At 30.6% G+C, this 22,797-nt stretch carries 23 protein-coding genes; 15 read left to right on the top strand and 8 right to left on the bottom strand.

The features are described 5' to 3' along the window. Window positions 1-42: 42 nt before the first annotated feature. The 8 genes from kynU (at window position 43) to EGM88_RS05060 (ending at window position 7,659) form a co-directional block, all read left to right on the top strand. Entirely contained in the window at window positions 43-1,314 is a 1,272-nt protein-coding gene (gene kynU / locus EGM88_RS05095) for a kynureninase (protein WP_123896890.1), read from the top strand. Continuing rightward, window positions 1,307-2,722, top strand: coding sequence for an FAD-dependent oxidoreductase (locus EGM88_RS05090; RefSeq protein ID WP_123896889.1), 1,416 nt, complete (start codon window positions 1,307-1,309; stop codon window positions 2,720-2,722). Before kynU ends, EGM88_RS05090 begins: the two co-directional genes overlap by 8 nt. Before the next feature lie 53 nt (window positions 2,723-2,775). Continuing rightward, window positions 2,776-3,180 carry a RidA family protein gene (locus EGM88_RS05085; protein ID WP_123896888.1) on the top strand — a complete coding sequence of 135 codons (405 nt, stop codon included), beginning with the start codon at window positions 2,776-2,778 and terminating at the stop codon, window positions 3,178-3,180. 2 nt (window positions 3,181-3,182) lie between these two features. Further along, window positions 3,183-3,572: a hypothetical protein gene (locus EGM88_RS05080; RefSeq protein ID WP_123896887.1), complete on the top strand. Its 390-nt coding sequence runs from the start codon at window positions 3,183-3,185 to the stop codon at window positions 3,570-3,572. 1 nt (window position 3,573) lies between these two features. Next, complete coding sequence (locus tag EGM88_RS05075) at window positions 3,574-5,016, top strand: aldehyde dehydrogenase (protein WP_123896886.1); 1,443 nt, start codon at window positions 3,574-3,576, stop codon at window positions 5,014-5,016. Between the two features lie 110 nt (window positions 5,017-5,126). Continuing rightward, window positions 5,127-5,912 carry an SDR family oxidoreductase gene (locus EGM88_RS05070; RefSeq protein ID WP_123896885.1) on the top strand — a complete coding sequence of 262 codons (786 nt, stop codon included), beginning with the start codon at window positions 5,127-5,129 and terminating at the stop codon, window positions 5,910-5,912. A 53-nt stretch (window positions 5,913-5,965) separates the two neighbouring features. After that, window positions 5,966-6,487, top strand: a complete 522-nt coding sequence (locus EGM88_RS05065; protein ID WP_123896884.1) for a 3-hydroxyanthranilate 3,4-dioxygenase — start codon at window positions 5,966-5,968, stop codon at window positions 6,485-6,487. A gap of 80 nt (window positions 6,488-6,567) precedes the next feature. Next, window positions 6,568-7,659 (top strand): amidohydrolase family protein, encoded by a 1,092-nt coding sequence (locus tag EGM88_RS05060; RefSeq protein ID WP_123896883.1) that lies wholly within the window; start codon window positions 6,568-6,570, stop codon window positions 7,657-7,659. 250 nt (window positions 7,660-7,909) lie between these two features. Here the strand turns inward: EGM88_RS05060 and hppD are convergent, their stop codons facing one another. From hppD to EGM88_RS05030, 6 genes are all read right to left on the bottom strand, one after another. Then, window positions 7,910-9,070 carry a 4-hydroxyphenylpyruvate dioxygenase gene (gene hppD, locus EGM88_RS05055; RefSeq protein WP_123896882.1) on the bottom strand — a complete coding sequence of 387 codons (1,161 nt, stop codon included), beginning with the start codon at window positions 9,068-9,070 and terminating at the stop codon, window positions 7,910-7,912. Between the two features lie 10 nt (window positions 9,071-9,080). Next, window positions 9,081-10,247, bottom strand: coding sequence for a homogentisate 1,2-dioxygenase (locus EGM88_RS05050; protein ID WP_123896881.1), 1,167 nt, complete (start codon window positions 10,245-10,247; stop codon window positions 9,081-9,083). A 317-nt stretch (window positions 10,248-10,564) separates the two neighbouring features. Then, entirely contained in the window at window positions 10,565-10,801 is a 237-nt protein-coding gene (locus tag EGM88_RS05045; protein ID WP_123896880.1) for a NifU family protein, read from the bottom strand. Window positions 10,802-10,805: 4 nt separating this feature from the next. Beyond that, complete coding sequence (locus tag EGM88_RS05040; RefSeq protein WP_123896879.1) at window positions 10,806-11,948, bottom strand: Mrp/NBP35 family ATP-binding protein; 1,143 nt, start codon at window positions 11,946-11,948, stop codon at window positions 10,806-10,808. 168 nt (window positions 11,949-12,116) lie between these two features. After that, entirely contained in the window at window positions 12,117-13,715 is a 1,599-nt protein-coding gene (locus EGM88_RS05035; protein ID WP_123896878.1) for an Ig-like domain-containing protein, read from the bottom strand. 33 nt (window positions 13,716-13,748) lie between these two features. Continuing rightward, window positions 13,749-14,435, bottom strand: a complete 687-nt coding sequence (locus EGM88_RS05030) for a ComF family protein (protein ID WP_123896877.1) — start codon at window positions 14,433-14,435, stop codon at window positions 13,749-13,751. 51 nt (window positions 14,436-14,486) lie between these two features. Between EGM88_RS05030 and EGM88_RS05025 the strand changes: the two genes are divergently transcribed. From EGM88_RS05025 to EGM88_RS04995, 7 genes are all read left to right on the top strand, one after another. After that, window positions 14,487-15,044: a class I SAM-dependent methyltransferase gene (locus EGM88_RS05025; protein ID WP_123896876.1), complete on the top strand. Its 558-nt coding sequence runs from the start codon at window positions 14,487-14,489 to the stop codon at window positions 15,042-15,044. A gap of 86 nt (window positions 15,045-15,130) precedes the next feature. After that, on the top strand, window positions 15,131-16,036 hold the full coding sequence (locus tag EGM88_RS05020) for a hypothetical protein (protein ID WP_123896875.1): 906 nt from the start codon (window positions 15,131-15,133) through the stop codon (window positions 16,034-16,036). Window positions 16,037-16,134: 98 nt separating this feature from the next. Further along, window positions 16,135-17,676 carry a glycine--tRNA ligase gene (locus EGM88_RS05015; RefSeq protein WP_123896874.1) on the top strand — a complete coding sequence of 514 codons (1,542 nt, stop codon included), beginning with the start codon at window positions 16,135-16,137 and terminating at the stop codon, window positions 17,674-17,676. 287 nt (window positions 17,677-17,963) lie between these two features. Next, window positions 17,964-18,566, top strand: a complete 603-nt coding sequence (locus EGM88_RS05010) for a TetR/AcrR family transcriptional regulator (protein WP_123896873.1) — start codon at window positions 17,964-17,966, stop codon at window positions 18,564-18,566. 36 nt (window positions 18,567-18,602) lie between these two features. Beyond that, window positions 18,603-19,403 (top strand): haloacid dehalogenase type II, encoded by an 801-nt coding sequence (locus tag EGM88_RS05005; RefSeq protein WP_123896872.1) that lies wholly within the window; start codon window positions 18,603-18,605, stop codon window positions 19,401-19,403. 24 nt (window positions 19,404-19,427) lie between these two features. Beyond that, window positions 19,428-20,186, top strand: a complete 759-nt coding sequence (locus EGM88_RS05000) for a peroxiredoxin-like family protein (protein WP_238988381.1) — start codon at window positions 19,428-19,430, stop codon at window positions 20,184-20,186. A 9-nt stretch (window positions 20,187-20,195) separates the two neighbouring features. Further along, the gene (locus tag EGM88_RS04995; protein WP_123896871.1) at window positions 20,196-20,930 is read left to right on the top strand and encodes an SDR family oxidoreductase; all 735 of its coding nucleotides are present in this window, start codon (window positions 20,196-20,198) and stop codon (window positions 20,928-20,930) included. Window positions 20,931-21,006: 76 nt separating this feature from the next. On the opposite strand, the gene EGM88_RS04990 is transcribed toward EGM88_RS04995, so the two are convergent. Continuing rightward, complete coding sequence (locus tag EGM88_RS04990; RefSeq protein ID WP_123896870.1) at window positions 21,007-21,570, bottom strand: DUF3575 domain-containing protein; 564 nt, start codon at window positions 21,568-21,570, stop codon at window positions 21,007-21,009. A 97-nt stretch (window positions 21,571-21,667) separates the two neighbouring features. Next, window positions 21,668-22,795 (bottom strand): efflux RND transporter periplasmic adaptor subunit, encoded by a 1,128-nt coding sequence (locus EGM88_RS04985; protein ID WP_123896869.1) that lies wholly within the window; start codon window positions 22,793-22,795, stop codon window positions 21,668-21,670. Window positions 22,796-22,797 lie beyond the last annotated feature (2 nt).

Here is a 22,797-nt window from a genome sequence, read left to right as displayed (position 1 = left end):
TTTTAAATCCTTATTTTTGTTTAACCCTTAAAATTTATAACCTTGTCAGATTATCAATTAGGATTAGAATATGCTCAATCAGAAGATAAAGCGGATAAATTATCTTCTTACAGAAATCAGTTTCACATTCCAAAAGATGAAGCGGGAAACGAACTCATTTACTTTACAGGAAACTCATTAGGTTTGCAACCAAAAACAACACAATCTCATATCAATCAAGAACTTAAAGATTGGGCTGAGTTAGGTGTTGAAGGTCATACTGAAGCTAAAAACCCTTGGCTACATTATCATGAACTCTTAACAGAAAACATGGCTAATATTGTTGGTGCAAAACCAATAGAGGTTATAGTTATGAATACGTTAACAGCTAATTTGCACTTTATGATGGTGTCTTTTTACAAGCCCACCAAAACAAAATATAAAATATTGATTGAAGCTGATGCCTTCCCTTCTGATAAATTTGCTGTAGAGTCTCAGTTGAGACATCATGGAATAGACGAAAAAGATGGGCTCATCTTATGGAAACCTAGAAAAGGAAGTGAATTAGCCAGATATGATGATTTAGAAGCTATTTTTGATTTGTATGGAGATCAAATTGCATTAACTCTTATTGGTGGAATTAACTATTACACCGGGCAATTTTTCGATTTAAAACGAATTGCATCCTTGGCTCATTTTTATGATTCTATGGTTGGTTTTGATTGTGCTCATGGTGCCGGAAATGTCAAATTGAATTTACATGATTCAGGTGCTGATTTTGCCGTTTGGTGTACTTACAAATATTTAAATTCGGGTCCAGGAAGTTTGGCAGGCTGTTTTGTTCATGAACGCCATGCTCACAATCGTGAACTTAATAGATTTACTGGATGGTGGAGCCACAACAAAGAAAAACGATTTGACATGCGTGATGAATTTGACCAACTGCCTGGTGCAGAAGGCTGGCAACTAAGTAATCCTCCTATTTTATCAATGGCAGCAATAAAAGCTTCTTTAGATATATTTGCAGAAATAGGAATGGATAAATTAGTAGAGAAGTCGAAAAAACTAACTGGGTACTTTGAATTTTTATTAAATAAACTGAATAATTCTAATATTAAAATAATTACTCCTTCTAATCCCTCTGAACGAGGATGTCAATTATCCATTCAAGTTAAAAATGCCGATAAAACATTACATAAAAAACTAACAAAAGGTGGTGTTATTAGTGATTGGAGAGAACCTGATGTTATTCGCTGTGCTCCCGTTCCTTTATATAATTCTTATCAAGATGTTTATTATATGGTAGAAAAATTGAAAACTATTTTAAATGATTAAACAAAATAATGTTATAATTATCGGTGCAGGCTTATGTGGCTCACTCCTCGCATTACGTTTAGGTCAAAGAGGCTATAAAGTAACCGTTTATGAAAAACGCCCCGACTTAAGAAAAGTAGATATCAGTTCAGGAAGATCAATAAATCTTGCATTTTCAGATCGAGGTATAAAAGCAATGCAACTTGTAGGTATAGACAAAAAAGTCGAACCTCTATGTATCCCTATGAAGGGCAGAATGTTACACGATGAAAAAGGCAATACAATACTAGCACCTTATAGTGGAAGAGATAACGAATATATCAACTCAATCTCTCGAGGTGATTTAAATGCTTTGTTACTTAACGAGGCTGAAGCATTACCTAATGTAACAATTTATTTTAATCATAAATGTACCAATGTAGATTTTGAAAATACCACTGCTCATTTTTATCAATACGAAACTAAAACTAATATTGTAGAAAAAGCAGATGTGATTTTTGGTGCTGATGGTGCGGGATCGATTTTGAGAAAAAGTTATTATTTAGGTAAAAAGTTCTTATTTAGTTTTAGTCAAAATTACCTTACACATGGCTATAAAGAATTAAGTATTCCTCCAACCGAAAATGGAGAATTTAAAACGTATAAAAATGCCCTACATATTTGGGGAAGAAATTCTTTTATGCTTATTGCTCTACCAAATTTAGATGGAAGTTTTACCGTAACGCTATTTTTAAGTTACAACGAAGGTGAATATAATTTCAATAATTTAACTACTAAAGAACGTGTATTAGATTTTTTTAAAAAATACTTTAAAGATGCGTTAGACTTAATGCCTAATTTGGTTGATAATTTCTTTACTAACCCTACTTCTCCTTTAGGCACCATAAAATGTTCTCCTTGGCATTTTAAAAGTAATACGCTATTATTAGGAGATGCCGCCCATGCTATTGTCCCTTTTTATGGTCAAGGAATGAATGCTTCTTTTGAAGATGTTGTAGAATTTGACAAGTTTTTAGATGACGGTAAAGATTGGGAAAGTATTTTTAAAGCTTTTGAAAAATCTAGAAAAATAGATACTGATGCCATTGCCGATTTAGCCATTGATAATTTTCATGAAATGAAAGGTCACGTAAACAATGCTATCTTTAGAGAAAAGCGTAAGTTGGAAATGGCCTTAGAAAAAAACTTTCCAACTGAATATTCTTCAAAATATTCATTGGTCACTTTTAATGAAAATATTGGTTATTATAAAGCGATGACCCAAGGAAGAGCACAAGACAAAGCTTTGTTAAATATGATTGCAGATCATGATATTTCAATATCTAAAAACACAACAAAAGAAGAATTAGCTGTAATTTTAAATAAAATACAAAAGGAAACTGAAGAGATTATAGAAGAAGATAAAATTGCCAGAAATTTAAAACTTTAAAGTATAAATTGTCACAGGGAATGCACCCTTAAGAGTTATTAAAACAAAAAATTATGAATACTAAAAACGTAACCCCTAGAGGAGCTTACCCACACACCAAACGTGTAGGAGACTTTATTTTTGTTTCAGGCACAAGTTCTCGAAGACCAGACAATACGATTGCCGGAGTTGATAGTATTGACCAAATGGGGACCAAACATCTTAACATTGAAGTACAAACCCGTGAAGTACTAAAAAATATTGAACAGAACTTGTCCAATGAAGGTGCTACCCTAAAAGACATTGTTGATGTTACTACTTTTTTGGTAAACATGAATGATTTTGCTGGTTATAATAAAGTTTATGCCGAGTTTTTTGATATAGAAACAGGACCTACGCGTACAACTGTTGCTGTACATCAATTACCACATCCAGACTTGGTAGTAGAAATTAAAGTAACGGCTTATAAAAAATTATAATTATGGATTTAAAAGATTTTATTAAGAATACAATTTCGTCAATAAGTGAAGCTATTATTGAAAGCCAAACTGAATTAAAAGATAAAGGTGTAATTGTAAACCCAGAAAAAACAGAAATAGGTAAGACGGGAGAGAAACTGTTGAGAAGTGATGGATCTAGATACGTTCAAAACGTTGATTTTGACGTTTTAGTTGCTGTTGAAGACAAGCAAGAAGATGATTTGGAAGGAAGATTAAAAATTGCTGGTTTATTAAATATAGGTGGTGGAATTTCAGATGAGAACATTAGTAAAAATTATAATAAAATCAAATTCACAATTCCAATTGCGTTTAGTACCACTTCTACTCCTGATAAATATAAACCAAAAAGAACTAGAGTAATACGAGAATAATATGACCAAAATTCAAAACTTCATCAACGGAGAATATTCGCACCCAATTTCTAATGGGTGGATCGATAATTATTGTCCTGCCAATGGTGAAGTTTATGGTCAAATTCCCAACTCAACTTCAGAAGATATTGAAATAGCTGTAGAAGCTGCAAAAAAAGCGTTTCCAAAATGGTCACAAACCACTTTAGAAAAGCGTAGTAGAATTCTTATTAAAATTTCTGAATTATTAGAAGCCAATTTAGATCTCTTTGCTAAAGCAGAAAGTAAAGATAACGGAAAACCTATCTCATTAGCTAAAACTGTTGACATTCCAAGAGCTGCAAGTAATTTTCGTTTCTATGGCAATGCCATTACACAGTTTGCTAGTGAAAGCCATGAGAGCATTGGGCAAAATGCTATCAATTATACGTTGCGTCAACCTATTGGCATTGTAGGTTGTATTTCGCCATGGAATCTTCCGTTGTACTTATTTACTTGGAAGATTGCCCCTGCACTAGCCACTGGTAATTGTGTTATTGCAAAACCAAGTGAAGTTACTCCTATGACAGCTTATTTATTAGGTGAAATTTGTAATGAAGCAGGACTTCCAAAAGGAGTATTGAATATTGTTCATGGATTGGGTAATACCACAGGACAAGCCATAGTTAAACATCCTGATATTAAAGCCATTTCTTTTACTGGAGGCACTTCTACAGGAGTAACTATTGCTAAAATAGCAGCTCCAATGTTTAAAAAATTATCATTGGAATTGGGAGGTAAAAACCCTAACATCATCTTTGCCGATTGCGATTATGAAAAAATGTTAGAAACAACAATACGCTCTTCATTTTCTAATCAAGGTCAAATTTGTTTGTGTGGAAGTCGTATTTTTGTAGAAGCATCAATTTATGAGAAATTTAAAAAGGACTTTGTTGCCAAAGTAAAAACATTAAAAGTAGGACATCCATCAGATACTGACACCGACATTGGTGCATTAGTTTCTAAACAGCATCTCAATAAAGTAATAGACTATATAAATATTGCTAAAAAAGAAAACGGAATTGTACTTCATGGAGGTAAAACAGTTTCAATTGCTAACTCTGAACATGGATATTATTTAGAGCCTACTATAATTGAAGTAAGTTCTAATAAATGTAGTATAAATCAAGAAGAAGTATTTGGTCCAGTAGTCACAATAATGCCATTTAAAAACGAAAAAGAAGCGTTGCAACTAGCTAATGATGTAAAATATGGACTTTCGGCTACATTATGGACCAATGATTTATCAAAAACCATGCGAATTACTAATTTATTAAAAACCGGAATTGTTTGGGTAAATACTTGGATGTTACGCGATTTACGAACACCTTTTGGAGGAGTAAAAGACTCCGGTTTGGGTCGAGAAGGAGGTTTTGAAGCGTTACACTTTTTTACAGAAGCAAAAAATATATGTCTAAAATATTAACTAATTACTATAGTATAATTATAGACTTAAGAAGTTAGTAATTCTCAAAAAAAATAAAAATTAAATAACTTTAAAATTTCCAAGAAAAAGGAAATACTATTTTACATCAAATGAATATAAAACTAGAAAACAAAAACGCATTGGTTTGTGGAAGTACACAAGGTATTGGAAAAGCCTGTGCCATGGCATTGGCTGAATTAGGAGCTAACATTACTTTAGTAGCCAGAAATGAAGAAAAGCTAAAAGAGGTATTAATGGAATTACCAAATACCTATCAGAACCATACTTACATAGTAGCTAATTTTCAAAATCCTATAGAATTAGGCCAAAAAGTAGCTCATAAACTAATGGAAGTTGATACCTATCACATTTTGGTTAATAATACAGGTGGACCTGCTGGTGGCTCCACTCTATCTGCAAATTTATCAGAATTTGAGACTGCCTTTACTCAACATTTAAAATCTAATCACATATTGGTACAAACAGTAGTTCCAAAAATGAAAGAAGCAGATTTTGGAAGAATAATCAATATCATTTCTACTTCCGTAAAACAACCTTTAGACGGATTAGGAGTAAGTAATACCATTAGAGGAGCCGTAGCCAATTGGAGTAAAACTTTAGCCAATGAACTTGGAGAATATGGTATAACTGTGAATAATGTGCTGCCTGGAGCTACATCAACAACAAGATTAAAAGAAATTATAAATAATAAGGCTGAAAAAACAGGGAAATCTGCCGATAAGATTTCAAAAGCTATGAAAAATAGTATTCCTGCCAAACGCTTTGCTCAACCTGGTGAAATTGCAAACGCTGTAGCTTTTTTAGCCACAGAAGCTGCAAGTTATATCAACGGAATTAATCTTCCTGTTGATGGAGGAAGAACAAAGTCACTTTAATAGTTAACTTAAAATTCAAATTAATTATTAACTTTAGTAAAAAAATAGACAGTATGAGTAAATTAGTTTCTCCTTTAAATTTTAAAAATTGGATTGAAGAAAATAGACATTTATTAAAACCTCCTGTTGGCAATAAAGTAGTTTGGAAAGATGGAGATTTTATCGTGATGGTTGTAGGTGGCCCTAACAACAGAAAAGACTATCACTACAACGAAACTCCAGAGTTTTTTTATCAAGTAGAAGGAGATATCGTATTAAAAATAATTGACAACGGCGAGCCTAAGGATGTACATATTAAAGAAGGTGACATTTATTTATTGCCTCCAAAAGTACCACATTCTCCACAACGCGGTGCCAATACCGTTGGTTTAGTTATTGAATATAAAAGACCTGAAGGCATGCGAGATGCTTTAGTATGGTATTGTGAAAAATGTACTACTAAATTGTACGAAGAAGATTTTACATTAAAAAATATTGAAACAGATATGCCTGTAATTTTTGATAATTTTTATTCTGATCAGAAAAAACGCTCATGCCCTAATTGCGGTCAGATAATGAAACCTCCAAAAAAGTAAAAATTGATTAATTCTAGTAAAAAGGTAAGTATATTATAAACAGTAATTGTAAAAAATTCTACTTACGTAAGAATTATAAAATGAAAAAAAAACGAAAATTACGCATTAACGGACATTCACACCTACTGCCTTATCCTGAAGAAATACCTCAATACATGAAAGATAAGGGTATTTTTTGGGTAGATAAGGACCGGAAATTTATGTTACAAAAAGATTGGAGCAGACCTGTAACACATTCCAGTTTCTTTTTACACGAAAAATTAGCATGGATGGAACGTTTTAAAATAGACCATGCTGTAGTATTAAACTTATCACAATTATATGGCAACGGTTTGCGTGTTGAAGAAATGAAAAAAGCATTGCGTTTCCAAAATGATTTTAATGCTAGAATCCAACATGATCATCCGAGTAAATTTACTTGTGGCTTTGTTGTACATCCTGGATTTGTAAAAGGAGCATGTTGGGAAATTGAACGTTGTGTTGAACAGCTAGAAATGCAATTACTATGTCTACCAACACATTATATGGATACAATTGGCACTTGGCGTTGTATTTTTGATGAAGAAAATGAACCTATTTTTGAATTGGCTAGTAACTACAATTTAGCCGTAGAAATTCATCCTTACGATGGTGAAAAATTTATAAAATTAGAAAATACCTCTTGGAGATTTCATCTAATTTGGATGTTAGCTCAATGTGCAGATGCCTATCATTTTTTTACATTAAATGGCTATCATGAACGGTATCCAAACATGCGTACTTGTTTCGCTCATGGCGGGCAATTGGCTCAAATGAACTTAGGACGTCGCATTCAAGGTTTTGATGGAAGACCTGATTTATTTGAAGGTAAATATCATCCAAGAAGTGCTGTTGGACATAAAAATATCTTTTTTGACACTTTAGTACATGATACAGGTTCTTTAAAGTTATTAATTGAAAATCAAGGAGCAAAGCAAGTTTTAATTGGCTTAGACGATCCTTATCCGTTAGGAGAAATGGAAAGTAAAAAACAATCATCTTATCCTGGTAAAATATTAGATTTGGCTATTGATAGAAATATTATTACAGAAGAGGAAAAAGATGCCATGTGGGAAGACAACGTAATTCAATGGTTACATGGTGATGATCAAAAAGCTAAGGATGCAATGATTAAAAGGATATTGAAAGAATAAGTGAACGCATAACCCTGACGGAAGAATTATAGTTTTTAGAGTCTGTACTCTTTAGATTTACAGTAGTATTTGGAGAACAATAGCCAAAAACCTAAGTTTCGATTTTGTAAATATTTAAACGAACCTAACAATACTAATTATTATGATTGTTTTCTTTATTTTGGTGACTTAAGTAATTTTATAATTTGACAAAAAACTTTCTCACTTTTAAAACTCCCCTTCTTTTAAAGAAGGGGAATAAAAAATTATTTTATAGTGTACCTCTGTTGGCTTGTTCACGTTCAATAGCTTCAAACAGAGCTTTAAAATTACCCACTCCAAAAGATTGAGCTCCTTTACGCTGTATCACTTCAAAAAACATAGTAGGCCTATCTAAAACCGGTTTCGTAAACAGTTGTAATAAATAACCTTCTTCATCTCTGTCTATTAAAATACCATTTTCTTTAAGCACTTCTACATCTTCATCTATCTTACCAACACGCTCTAACAAATCATCATAATAAGTTTCTGGAACATATAAAAACTCTACTCCTCTTTCTCGCATAGCTTTAACAGTTCTTACAATATCATTTGTGGCTACTGCTATATGCTGAACTCCTGGACCATTGTAAAAATCTAGATATTCTTCAATTTGCGATTTTTTTTTACCTTCTGCAGGTTCATTAATTGGAAACTTAATTCTTCCATTTCCATTAGACATTACCTTACTCATTAACGCAGTATATTCTGTTGAAATATCATCATCTGTAAAGGAAATAATTTGGGCAAAACCCATAATTTTAGCATAAAAATCACACCATTTTTTCATTTGTCCCCATCCCACATTACCAACCATATGGTCAATAAATTTTAATCCAACAGGTTTTGGATTGTAATGTGATTCCCATTTTTTATATCCTGGTAAAAAGGTTCCTTTATAATTTTTCCGTTCAACAAAAATATGAACCGTTTCTCCATAGGTATAAATACCTGATCGAATTACAAAACCATCTTCATCTTCTTCTTTAGTAGGTTTTAAATAAGGTTTTGCACCTCTTTTTGTAGTTTCTTCAAATGCTTTTGTAGCATCTTCTACCCAAAGAGCTATTACTTTAACCCCATCACCATGCTCATTAACATGTTTATTAATAGCACCATCTTGAACTAACGAAGTTGTTAAAACCAATCTTATTTTATCTTGTTTTAACACATAAGAAACACGATCTTTTAATCCCGTTTCTAAACCTGCATAGGCTTCTGATTGAAATCCAAAAGCCGTTTTATAGAAATGAGCAGATTGCTTTGCATTGCCAACATATAGTTCTACGTAATCAGTACCTAGTATTGGTAAAAAATCTTCGGCATCATTAAATATTTTTTTGATACCGTATTCTGTATTTTGTAAATCTTGTAAATTTTTTATACCTGCCATGTTTTTTTATTTAATGATTTTCATCTAACCATGATGTGTGGTAATTTCCTGAATCTATCTTTAATGCTTCTTCGGTTACTTTCAAGGGCTTAAAAGTGTCTACCATTACAGCAAGTTCTTCAGTTTTAGTTTTACCTATGCTACGCTCCATAGCTCCAGGATGTGGTCCGTGAGGAATACCTGCAGGATGCAACGTAATTTGTCCTTTTTCTATGTTATTTCTACTCATAAAATCTCCATCTACATAATACAACACCTCATCAGAATCAATATTACTATGATTATAGGGAGCTGGAATTGACTGAGGATGATAATCATACAACCTCGGTACAAAAGAACAAATTACAAAAGCATTGGTCTCAAAAGTCTGATGTACTGGCGGTGGTTGATGTATTCTCCCTGTTATGGGTTCAAAATCATGAATTGATAGTTTATAAGGATAATTATAACCATCCCAACCAACAACACTAAAAGGATGAGCTGCATACACATATTCGTGTATCATATCTTGTTTTTTGACTTTAAGAATAAATTCTCCTTTATCCGAAAAAGTTTCCAATTCACTAGGAGGATGCATATCTCTTTCACAAAATGGTGAATGTTCTAAATGTTGTCCAAACCAATTTCGATATCGTTTTGGAGTATACACTGGATGTTTAGATTCTACAATAAACAATCGATTATCTTCAGTATCAAAATTTATTTGATAAATCATTCCCCTGGGGATTACCAAATAATCACCATATTCAAAATCTATATTACCCAGAAAGGTTCTGAGTTTCCCAGTTCCTTTATGAATAAAAATAACCTCATCTGAATCTGTATTTTTATAAAAATAATCTCGTAACGATTTTTGAGGTGCTGCTAAGGCTATATAGCAATCGTTATTTGCCAATATTATTTTTCTACTCTCTAAAAAATCAGTAGTTGGTTTTACACTAAATCCATTGAGACTTAATGATTTTATGTTTTTTTCTACTGCTATTTTTGGCGAAACATCGTAAGAATTACGCACTTCTTTAACCTGCGTTGGCCTATGCGTATGATATAATAATGATGACATTCCATCAAAACCAATAGTTCCAAAAAGTTCTTCATAATAGAAATCACCATCATCACTCTTAAAAATAGTATGTCTTTTAGGAGGTATTTTACCTAATTTATAATATCTAGGCATATTAATTATGTTTTAGTTATAACAAACTCATTTTTTAGTTAAATTAACAATCAAAACAAGTTCAATAAAAAGGTTTTATGTTGAATAAACCTCATTCAGGATTACGCTTCATTAGAAACTTAAGAAGTAATAATAATTCTGTAAAAGAAGTAGTCATAGATTAAACTATTGTTCAATCTCAAATATAAGGATTTTTTTTAAAAGATAAGAAAATCAGTATTTTATAGTAATAACCTATTTAAAAATTTAAGGGTAAACCCTAAAATTTTCAAAAACAAAACCAAAAATAGTATTGCTATTTCTCATTTATAAACGAATTAATTTACGCTAATTACCTCTTGTATTTGTGGAGCATATCTTTTTATTGTCGCTTCAACTCCATTTTTCAATGTCATTTGATTTACAGAACATCCCGTACAAGCTCCTAATAACTGAACTTTTACAATGTTGTCATCAATTGATACAAGAGAAATATCTCCGCCATCAGATTCTAAAAAAGGTCTAATTTCTGCCAGAGCTTTCTCTACTTCACTTTTTAATTCTTCTGCTGTCATTTTTCTATTTATTAACGGCACTACACCCCGCCATAGTTGTTATTTTTACCGCTTCAGTTGGTGGCAAGCTATCGTTGCGTTTAACCAATTGAGTAACCATATTTTTAGTCAGATGTATAAAAGCATCTTCTAAAGGTGTATTATTTTGCAATGCTACTGGATGTCCAACATCACCTCCTTCTCTAATACTCTGAACTAAAGGCACTTCTCCTAAAAAAGCAGTATTTAAATCTTCTGCTAAATTTTTAGCACCATTCTTACCAAAGATATAATATTTATTATCAGGCAGTTCTGCTGGTGTAAAATAGCTCATATTTTCAACTATTCCTAAAACGGGAACGCTAATATTTTTCTGCTCAAACATAGCAACACCCTTTTTAGCGTCAGCCAACGCAATATTTTGAGGTGTACTCACAATAACAGCACCTGTAATTGGAACAGCCTGTACAATAGATAAATGGATATCACCAGTGCCTGGTGGCAAATCTATTAACATAAAATCTAAATTGCCCCAATCTGCATCAAAAATCAACTGATTCAAGGCTTTTGAAGCCATAGGCCCACGCCAAATAACAGCTTGGTTAGGTTGAGTAAAAAAGCCTAATGATAATAATTTCACGCCATAATTCTCAATAGGTTTCATTTTAGAACGACCGTCTACATTTACAGCAATTGGTTTTTCATCTGCAACATCAAACATTATTGGCATTGACGGACCATAAACATCAGCATCTAAAACTCCTACTTTAAATCCCATTTTTGATAAAGTAATGGCTAAATTAGCAGTAATTGTAGATTTACCTACTCCTCCTTTACCAGAAGCTACGGCTATAATATTTTGTATCCCATCTATTTTTTTACCTTTAATTACATTTTGTTGCTTTTTTTCTGGCTCTGCTACTTTTACCTTGACATTTACCTTAACATCAATTTTTTGATAAACATGATCGTGAATTGCTTTTATAATCTCCACTTCCACTTTCTTTTTGGCTTGAAGTGAAGGATTACTAATAATAACATCTACAACTACTTCATTACCAAAAATTACAACATTTCCTATTGATTTACTCTCTACTAAACTTTTACCTTCTCCAGGTGCAGTAATAGTTTCAAGAGCTTTATATATGTCTTCTTTACTGAATTTCATCTCGCTTCTTTATATTCATTCTAAATTACAAAGATAGGGTATTGAATTAAATAAATAAAGGATTTTTTGATAAACAAAATACTGAATATTAACAGGTGACTGGACCAAATAATTATAAATACATTTTTCTTTAAGAATGTATTAAATTCATAAAATTTTAGTAAAAAATTATTCTAATGTGAAGCTTTCATTTAAATCCCAATTGGCTCTCACATCTCTGTCAAATTCTAAATAAATAACCTTTTCTGGTTGTCTTTTCTGTAAGAAATTACCTGTATCCCATTTTCCATTTCTATTCTCGTCGTAAATAACTCTTAACATATACTTTCCAGGTAATAAATTTATAAAATTGAATGTTTGTGTTTCCGCAGCATAAATTTCTTTGACTATTTTTTCCTTATCTGTAAGCAATTGCACAATAATAGGATAACTTTCAACTCCTTTTAAAGTCACATATAATTTTCCATAGTCAATTTCTTTTTTAGTAATAAGGCTATACTTCAACGTGTCATTAGTTTGTCCAAAAAAATCTGTTATGGCATTTGGTAATATTTCTATTGCATACTTTTTATCATAATCTTTAACAAAGTCTAAAATTAATTCGGTTTTATCTTCAGATAATTTAAAATTATAATTTACAGAAATCGAGTCTTTATCAATTAAATTGATTTTTGAAGAATCAACAGACATTAATGGTATATTACTTAGCAATGTAAAGTTATTTGAGAAATAAGCATCATTTAAAGGAGAGCGTTTAAATTGCAAAGAATCCGTATCTTTAGACCTCAACCTTACCATAACCGTATCTAATTTACCTTTATTTTCTACTTTGAACTGAATAGAATCTGCACTATATCCCTTAAAAAAATAATTTATTGTATCTTTTTCTTTTTCAAAACTAGTGTTACTAATAAACTTATCGCTTACATTTAACGGCTGTATTTTTATACTATCAGCTTCCCCTTCGTAACCAAACATAATATGCCCTTTAGAAACTTCAAATGGTCGTGTTAATCGGTATGGAATTATCTCTTTAAATAAATTAATACTATATACGCTATCAGTTGGTACGGTAATTGTCTCTTTTACAAATCCTATTTTATCTTCTCTTGGGTTAAAAGTGTAATTTCTTGATACATCTTTTAAGGCCATTAACAAGTACTCTCCTGCCTTTATATTTGTAATTTCCCATAATGTAGAATCTAGAGTATTGCCAACATAATAAGGTTTTTCTTTATATATAATAGAATCATTAAATGATTTGTTAATTTCATATAACATTACTGTAACATTATCACCAGGTTCTTTTTGAAAAGCTTCTGTAATGTTTCCTCTTATTTCAAGAGAATCAATTATGGGACCTGTAGAAAAAACAAACTTAAAATTATTAAACACATTGCCTTCATTATTATCAGCAACACTTTGACCAAAATTGAATAAATAGGTCGTATTTTCTTTTAAAGTATCTAAAATTTTAATGGTAATTGTTTTACTAGCAGTACCAGATGGACTAATCATAGGTAGATTCTTTAAAGGTGGTGAGACTATAAGTTGAGTGTTTACATCTTTTAATTTTACAAATTCGTCAAACACTAATTTTATTTCATTGCCATTAAAATTTGTACTGTAATTTCTAGGAAATGACTTCACCAAAAGTGGTGCATCTTCATCTTTATCACCACCTGTAGGTCTTCCTCTTTTCGCACAATCAGTAAAGATTATTACTAAAAATAAAAACGCAATAAGCACAGAAAACTGTTTCCTCATAGTTATAATTTGTTGCAAAAGTAAAGAAATATTCTATTCGGTGTAGGCCATTGTTGCAATACTTATTTTTACATTATTTGATTTTAAAATTTGCATGGCACAGGCCTCTAAGGTAGCTCCAGTAGTAAACACATCATCTATTAATAATATATGCTTATTATCAAAAAAAGATAGATTATTTACATGAAATATTTCTTGAACATTTTTCCATCGTTCAAAACGGTGTTTTAATGTCTGAGTTTCTGTTTTTGATTTACGTGTTAAAATACCTTCAATAAAAGGAACATTTATTTTTTCTGAAATGCAGAGTCCAAATTTTGTAAGTTGATTATACCCTCTTTTTTTTAATCTATTTTTGTGTAACGGCACCGGTACTATATAGTCAATTTTAGGAAATCTTTTACTGTTATTAAATTCTTCTCCCATCCAATTTCCTAAGAAAGTACCTACATCTTGTTGACCTTTATATTTTAACTGATAAATTAATTGCTGAGACACACCTTTTGTTTTGTAATAAAACAATGCGGTGCCAAAATTTATAGGCAAACGCCCATAAAAGGCTTTTTCAACTTTGTTATTTTCTTCGTTAACAAAACTTGTTAATGGAAGTTCAAATCTACAATTTAAACATAAGGTTAACTCATTTTGCATCAATTGCTCTAGGCAACAAACACAAACTTTAGGAAAAAATAAGTAATAAATATCTCGAAAAAATTGCATCTTTGACAAATATTTTGTGAATTTAACAGTTATTTTAATAAAGATACAATATTGCAGACAAAAAAAGCATTTATAAAAGAAGCCATTAAGAATATTAAAACTTCAGGGACTGTAGCTCCAAGTTCTAGATATTTGATACAAAAAATGCTAAAAGAAGTAGATTTTTCAAAAACTAATGTTATTGTAGAATATGGTTCTGGTAATGGTAATTTTACTAAAGAAATTTTAAAAAAATTATCAAAAGATAGTCAACTTATTTGTTTTGAAATTAATGATAAGTTTGTAGAACATTTAAAAAAAATTAAAGATCCAAGACTTACCATTTTAAATGAATCTTGCGAAAACATTAAGTCTGTTTGTAAAAATTTAAATATTACTAGTATTGATTATTTTATATCTAGTTTGCCGTTAACAAATATTCCCGATAATATATCGTGTAAAATTCTAACAGAAAGTTATAATCAACTTGACAACAACGGAGCTTTCTTACAATATCAATACAGCTTAACTTATTATAGAAAATTAAAGAAAATGTACAATCAAGTAGATTTAGATTTTGAAATAAGAAACTTACCACCAGCATTTATTTACAAATGCAAAAAAAATTAATACTGTGTACAATATTTTTCTAATTTTGCGTTTTGCTTAGATAAGTATTTAACAAACTCTAAATTAAAACTTTAATTATTTTTATTATGGAAGAACAAAAATCATCTTCAAACAAAAAAATTATAATTGGCATACTATTGGCATTGCTAGTTGGGTTAGGCGTATATACTATACGTACAAATTCAAAGTTCAAAGCTTCTGAAGAGTTCTTAAAACAAGAAAAAGAACAAATATTAGGCAATTTAACTGCTATGGAAGAAAAATACGATACAGCAATTGCACAAAATAATTCAATGGCCGAGGAATTATCAATTGAAAGAGATAGAATAATTGCATTTAAAGATTCCGTAAAAAATTTAAAAGAAACAAATTGGTCTTTAATAAGACGTTACCGAAATAAAATAGCTGAATTAGAAAAAACAAACGAAAGATTAATGAGCGTTGCTGACTCTTTATTTCTTGTTAATAATGATTTGACCATTCAAAGAGATAGTATTACTGGTAAATTAATTGAGCAAACAAATGCCAATGACACCTTATTAGCTCAAAACATGGACCTTTCAGAAAAAGTTAAAATTGGTGGGGCTTTAAGAGTTAACTCTGTAGCTGCTACTGCTATGAGATTAAGAGGTAATGGTAAATATGCTGAAACTACTAAAGCTCAAAAAGCTGAGGCAATTCGTGTATCTTTTAGATTAGAAGGTAATGAAATTGCTACTCCTGGAGAAAAAACTGCTCATATTATTATACAAAATCCTACTGGAAAAGTACTTAGCGAAAAAGGTACTTTTACTACTAATGATGGTAAAGAATTACCATATACTGACATGGACGTTATAGATTATAAAAATGTAGATAGAGATGTTGTATTGTTTGTAGAAAAAATACCTCAAAAATTTATAAAGGGTAATTATACTGTTAAAGTATATGTAGAAGGAAACATTGTAGGAGCTACAAAATTAGAATTAAAAGATGCATTTTTAGGTTTGTAAAAAATCAAAATAATTAAATTATAAATTAAAGTGTAAATAGGTAATACTATTTACACTTTTTTATTTTTATAATATTTTTAATTAGCTATTTTTGCATCATGGCAAAACAAGATGATCAATTTAAAAAAGTAATCTCACATGCTAAGGAATACGGTTATGTATTTCAAAGCAGTGAAATTTATGATGGCTTAAGTGCTGTATATGATTACGCTCAAAACGGAGTAGAGTTAAAAAACAATATACGCGACTATTGGTGGAAAGCCATGGTGCAATTAAATGATAATATTGTTGGTTTAGATGCCGCAATATTTATGCATCCAACTACTTGGAAAGCATCAGGACATATAGATGCCTTTAACGATCCTTTAATTGATAATAAAGATTCTAAAAAACGTTATAGAGCTGATGTTTTAATAGAAGATTATTGTGCTAAAATAGAAACAAAAATAAATAAAGAAATTGCTAAAGCTGAAAAACGCTTCGGTGATGCCTTTAACAAAGAAGAATTTATCTCTACTAACCCACGCGTTGTAGGTTATCAAGAAAAAATTAACACCATTCTTTCTAGAATGGGTAAATCTTTAGAAAATGAAGATTTAGCTGATGTTAAAGCCCTTATCGAAGAGTTAGAAATAGCTGATCCGTTAACTGGTTCTAGAAACTGGACTGACGTAAAACAATTTAACTTGATGTTTGGCACTAAATTAGGAGCATCTATAGATACTGCAATGGATTTATATTTGCGTCCAGAAACTGCTCAAGGTATTTTTGTTAACTTTTTAAATGTTCAAAAAACGGGACGTATGAAAATTCCTTTTGGGATAGCTCAAACAGGAAAAGCCTTTAGAAATGAAATTGTTGCAAGACAATTTATTTTTAGAATGCGTGAGTTTGAACAAATGGAAATGCAGTTTTTTATAAAACCTGGTACTCAAAAGGAATGGTATGAACAGTGGAAAAAAACTCGTTTAAAATGGCATTTATCATTAGGAATGGGTGAGGAAAATTATCGTTTCCATGACCATGAAAAATTAGCTCATTATGCCGACGCTGCAGCAGATATCGAATTTAAATTTCCTTTTGGTTTTAAAGAATTAGAAGGAATTCATTCTCGTACAGATTTTGATTTAGGTCAGCACGAAAAATTCTCAAATAAAAAGTTACAATATTTTGACCATGAAGATAACCAAAGTTACGTACCTTATGTAATTGAAACTTCAATAGGTTTAGACAGAATGTTCTTGGCTGTTTTTTCTAATTCTTTGGTTGAAGAAGAGCTTGATAATAACACTACCAGGACCGTGTTAAAATTACCTGCTGTTTTAGCACCTAATAAAGCTGCTATTTTACCTTTAGTAAAAAAAGATGGACTGCCTGATATTGCTAAAAAAATTGTAGATGATTTAAAATGGGATTTCAATGTTGTTTATGATGAAAAGGATGCCGTAGGGAGAAGATACAGAAGACAAGATGCCAATGGAACTCCTTTTTGCATAACAGTTGATCATGACACTTTAGAAAACAATACAGTTACAATAAGACATAGAGATACTATGGAACAAAAACGTGTAAAAATTGAAGAAGTCCGTAATATTATAAAAAAGGAAGTAGATGTTAAAGAGTGGTTACAAAAAATGTAATAAGTATACTTAAAAAACTAACGCCCTTTTAAAAAATTTTAAAACGCAATAGAAAATTCTATTGCGTTTTTTTATTAACTAATCTCCTTACATCCTAACTAAATTTTAAAGCTCCTCATTATTAAAATAGCATTATCAATTAAACCTCCTATCACCCCACCTTAAACAATTGAAAATCTAACATTTATAGCATCTTATTTAGACCAAATTTTATATTTAAAATTGTTTTATTTCAAAAACAACTAAAAACATTCTATATAGAATGTTTTTAGTTGTATATTTGTCCTATGCAACAGAATATAAAATCAGAGCTTACAAAAAAACATATTGTTGATAAAGCCTTTGAATTGTTTTATGAAAATGGGTTTAAAACCACAAGTATTGATAAAATAATGAAAGCTACACCTTTTTCTAAAGGGGCTTTTTATCACCATTATAAAAACAAAAAAGAATTAGGACTCGAAGTTATAACCTTAAAAATACAACAACGCGTCTATGACGGTATGGTTTTACCCTTAACTAAAAAAGGGGATGCTTTACAACTATTGCAATCTACTTTTTTAAATAGAATAAAATCGTTTCCATTATATGACAAAACGCATGGTTGTCCTATGAATAATTTTATAAATGAAATAGGCGATTATGAATTGGCCTATCAGAACGCTTTAAAAAATATTATTGAAAAGTGGAAAGAGACCCTAATACAATTAATAGAACGGGGAAAAAAAGAGAATTCAATCAATAAAAAAATATCAAGTACAGCCGTAGCCGTTTATTTAATAAGTGCTTTTGAAGGAATTAGAGGTATAAGAAAACTATATTCAGATGATCGTATAATTGACGAATACATTTCTGGCCTCTCGTTATATCTAACTCGGCTAAAGCCTTAATTTAATACAATTAATAGTTTAACTCAACTTATAAAAATGAATAACGACAGAAGAAGCTTTATTAAAAAAACAGCAATTATCGGTGTAACAGGGGCTTCAGTACCTCTATTCGGTTATGCTAAAAACTCAAGTAAAGAGCATACAAAAAGAACAACATTAAAAAGACCTAAAGTTCTCTTTTTTGATGTAAATGAAACATTACTTGACTTAACAGCAATGAAAAAAAGTGTAGGAAAAGCTTTAGGTAATCGTAGCGATTTATTACCCTTATGGTTTACCACAATGTTGCAATATTCATTGGTATCTACAGTGGCAAGACAATATAAAGATTTTGGAATAATTGGTGCTGCTGCTTTACAAATGGTTGCATCAAATAACAATATTTCGTTAACAGAAACTCAAGCTAAAGAAGCTATTCTAGGACCAATACGCTCCTTACCCGCCCATCCCGAAGTAAAAAAAGCTCTTGAAGAATTAAAAAAAGTAGGATATAAACTTGTTTCATTTACAAATTCTTCAAACAAAGGTGTTGAAACACAATTTAAAAATGCTGGACTTATTGATTTATTTGACTATCGTTTAAGTATAGAAGATATTGGGAAATTTAAACCTCATGTAGATACTTATGATTGGGCAGCCCGTAAAATGAATATAAATCCTACTGAATGTATGCTTGTGGCAGCTCATGGCTGGGATATTGCAGGTGCTCTATGGGCAAATTGGAGGGCTGCTTTTATTAATAGACCTGGTGCTCAACTTTATCCACTATCTCCTTCTCCTGAAATTAACGAGTCTGATTTATCGTTAATTGCAGAAAAGTTAATTGCTCTTAAATAACTTTTAAAATATAAACAATACATCATGAAAAATAGAACACTTTACATATTTACACTACCCTTTATAATATTAATAGGCTGCGGAGATGTGAAGAAAGAAAATGCAAAAAATAATATTATGAAAACCGACAGTATAGAAAGACCTTTAGAAAACGAACTAAACAATCGTAAATTAAATTTTGAAAAAACAGCCTCAGTGGAGAAAAAGAGAATTTACGCTGAAGGATTAGAAAAAGTAAAAGAAAATAATATTGTTGGCAACGCTTTACAAGTAGGTGATACTGCCATAGATTTCACATTACAAAATGCTTCTGGTAAAAACGTAACTTTATATAACGAACTTAAAAAAGGACCTGTTATTTTAATGTGGTATCGTGGAGGATGGTGTCCTTATTGTAATATGACACTGCATTACATGCAAGAATCACTTTCTGAATTTAAAAAATATAATGCTAATCTGTTGGCATTAACTCCTGAAACACCTGATAATTCTATTTCTACAAAAGAAAAACACGATTTACAATTTGAAGTTTTAAGCGATATAGACAATATAGTTGCTCGTCAATATAAAGTAGTCTTTAAATTAACTGATGATGTAAAAGAAGCCTATGAAAACAGTTTTGGATTAAGTAACTATAACAACAATGACAAAGGTGAATTACCTCTCGCTGTTACATATATTATTGGACAAGATAGAGTTATTAAATATGCATTTTTAGATGCCGATTACAGAAATAGAGCCGAACCCAAAGATTTGGTTGAATTTTTAAAAGAAAATAAATAAAAAATTATTATGAGATTAGAAAACAAAGTAATTGTTGTTACAGGGGCTTCTAGAGGAATTGGCAAAGAAATTGCTTTATTATTAGCTAAAAACGGAGCCAAAATAGTTGTAAATTATTCAAGAAATCAGACTGAAGCAGAAGAAACTGTAGCCGAAATTACTAAAAATGGAGGTACTGCTATTTCGATTAAAGCTGATGTAAGTAAAAGAGATCAAGTGACGTTTTTATTTGATAAGAGTATAGAATCTTTTGGTAAAATTGATGTTTTAATTAATAATGCTGGAATACTAATAACTAAAAAAATAAAAGAAAACACTCAAGACGATTTTAGCACAATTTTTGACGTAAATGTTAGAGGTGTTTTTAACGCCTTACAAGAAGCTAACTTAAAACTAGCAGATCATGGAACTATAATTAACGTATCTTCTAGTACTGTAAAGTTAATGTTTGCCAACTATGCCCTCTATTCTGCCTCAAAAGCAGCTGTTGAACAAATGACTCGTGTTTTTTCTAAAGAGATTGGTAGAGGAATTTCTGTAAATGCTATTGCTCCTGGTGCCACAGAAACAAAATTATTTTTAGAAGGAAAAACACCTGAATTTATTGAAAAACTTAGCTCAATGAATGCATTTAACAGATTGGCAAAACCAATTGATATTGCAAAAGTTGTATTATTTTTAGCTAGTGATGATTCTAAATGGATTTCAGGTCAAGTAATTGGTGCTAATGGAGCTATGATATAATTAAAACTAGGGTTTCACTTTTTATTAATAATTTATGAGAAGGCCTAGTATTTTAAACATTTAATTACAATAAAATTTACCATCGATATCCAAAAGAAGCCCCTAACCTAGGAACTAATTCAGTTGAATATACTTCATCAGACTGATAAACATTTCTACCTGCACCACCAAAAAACTCAAATACAAAGCCTTTTTCACTAACAAATTTACCTCCAATAGAAATACCTAAGGCAACATTTGTTGAATTTCCATCACTATGTATAGTTGCCTCTGGATAAGGAACATAATCATAGTAAAAACTATCATATTCATCTTGAACATTTATCATACCAAAGGTTTCTAAAAAAAATCCCCAAGCATATTTACTAGAAAAATACCTTCTATAAAAAGGTGTAAAAGCAAACTCCTCATTATAGTAAGGTCCATTATCAGAATCACTGTCCTGTAAATTTATTAAAATGGAAGCTCCAACAGAAGATTCAGAATCTATCAAGTATTCATACGAAAAGTCAGCCGCTTTAAAAACTATAATATTAAAGGCATTGCCTTTTATTTCATTCTTTTTTATAAGTACGTTATCATTTTGTGCAAATATTATTCCTGTAACTAATAAAAAGACAATTACTATTAAATTTTTCATTAAATGATTTTACATTAAACATCTCAATACGAATTATAGATGAAAAAAATTAAAAAGGTTGCTTCTCATTTTATTATATCGTGTGGTTAGAATTAAATCATCCTTCATTCAATAACATAAAAGCTCCTCTAACTAATATTTCTTTCCCCTTTAAATCATTAGAATTCAACACTTCAATATAATCTTCATTTTGCTTACCTATTTCTAATTTTACTTTTTCAAAAGTAAAATTATTAGCATCTTTATTATGAAGTACCAACACATAATAATCATTTCCAATAGATCCTACAGCCTCAGTTGGCAAAGCTGAGCTTATTTTAGAATTATTAATTATTTTAGCTTCAGCAAACATACCAACTATCAAATTGGCATGTTCATCATCTAAATGAGCATGAACTTTTACAGTTCTATTAGTTTCATTAATTGTATTACCAACCAAATGCACCTCTGCTTTAAATATTTTATCAGAGGCTTCTGGTATTTGAAACATTACCAATTGTCCTTTTTTTATTTTTAGGATATCCTTTTCAAAGACTGTCAACTCTAAATGCAAATGATCTCTATCTACAATTTCTAAAATTTCATCAGAAGGAGCCACATAAGATCCATTATTTACATTTACTTTTGATACTGTACCATTAATTGGAGCATATAAATTAATTTGTGAAGTAAAATTACCTTGTTCAACAGAGGTGGGATTAATATTCATCATCTTTAATTTTTGTCGTAGCCCATTAGATTTTGCCAATGCACTTTTATAAGAACTCTCTGCTTTTAAATAATTTTTTTTAGAAGTAATATTTTCTTCATACAAGGTTTTTTGTCGATTATATTCAGACTTTAAGAAATTAAGCTGTTCCGTTATTTCTGCATATTGCTGTTGTAGCTCTACAAATTCTGTATTTTCTATGGTCACTAACAGTTGTCCCTTTTTTACTTCATCACCCACCAATAAAGGCGTGTTTTTTATAAAACCTCCTAAAAAAGTACTGACGTTAGCCTTATTCTGAGGAGGAACATCAATTATTCCATTTACATTTATGACGTTGCTAAACTCTTGTTCTGATAACTTACCTAACTTCATTTTCTCCAATTTAAATTGAGTATTAGTCACCGTAACAACATTTTTATCTTTAGAAGTTAATAAATTCTCATTTTCTTGTTTATCAGAAGTACCACAAGAAATAAAAGCAAGGATAATTATAAGTATATATATTTTTTTCATTT

The sequence above is a fragment of the Aureibaculum marinum genome (assembly GCF_003813905.1).
Classification (GTDB): Bacteria; Bacteroidota; Bacteroidia; order Flavobacteriales; family Flavobacteriaceae; genus Aureibaculum; species Aureibaculum marinum.
The sequence above is the reverse complement of the archived record's forward strand: the minus strand, read 5'-3'. Positions and strand labels throughout refer to the sequence as shown.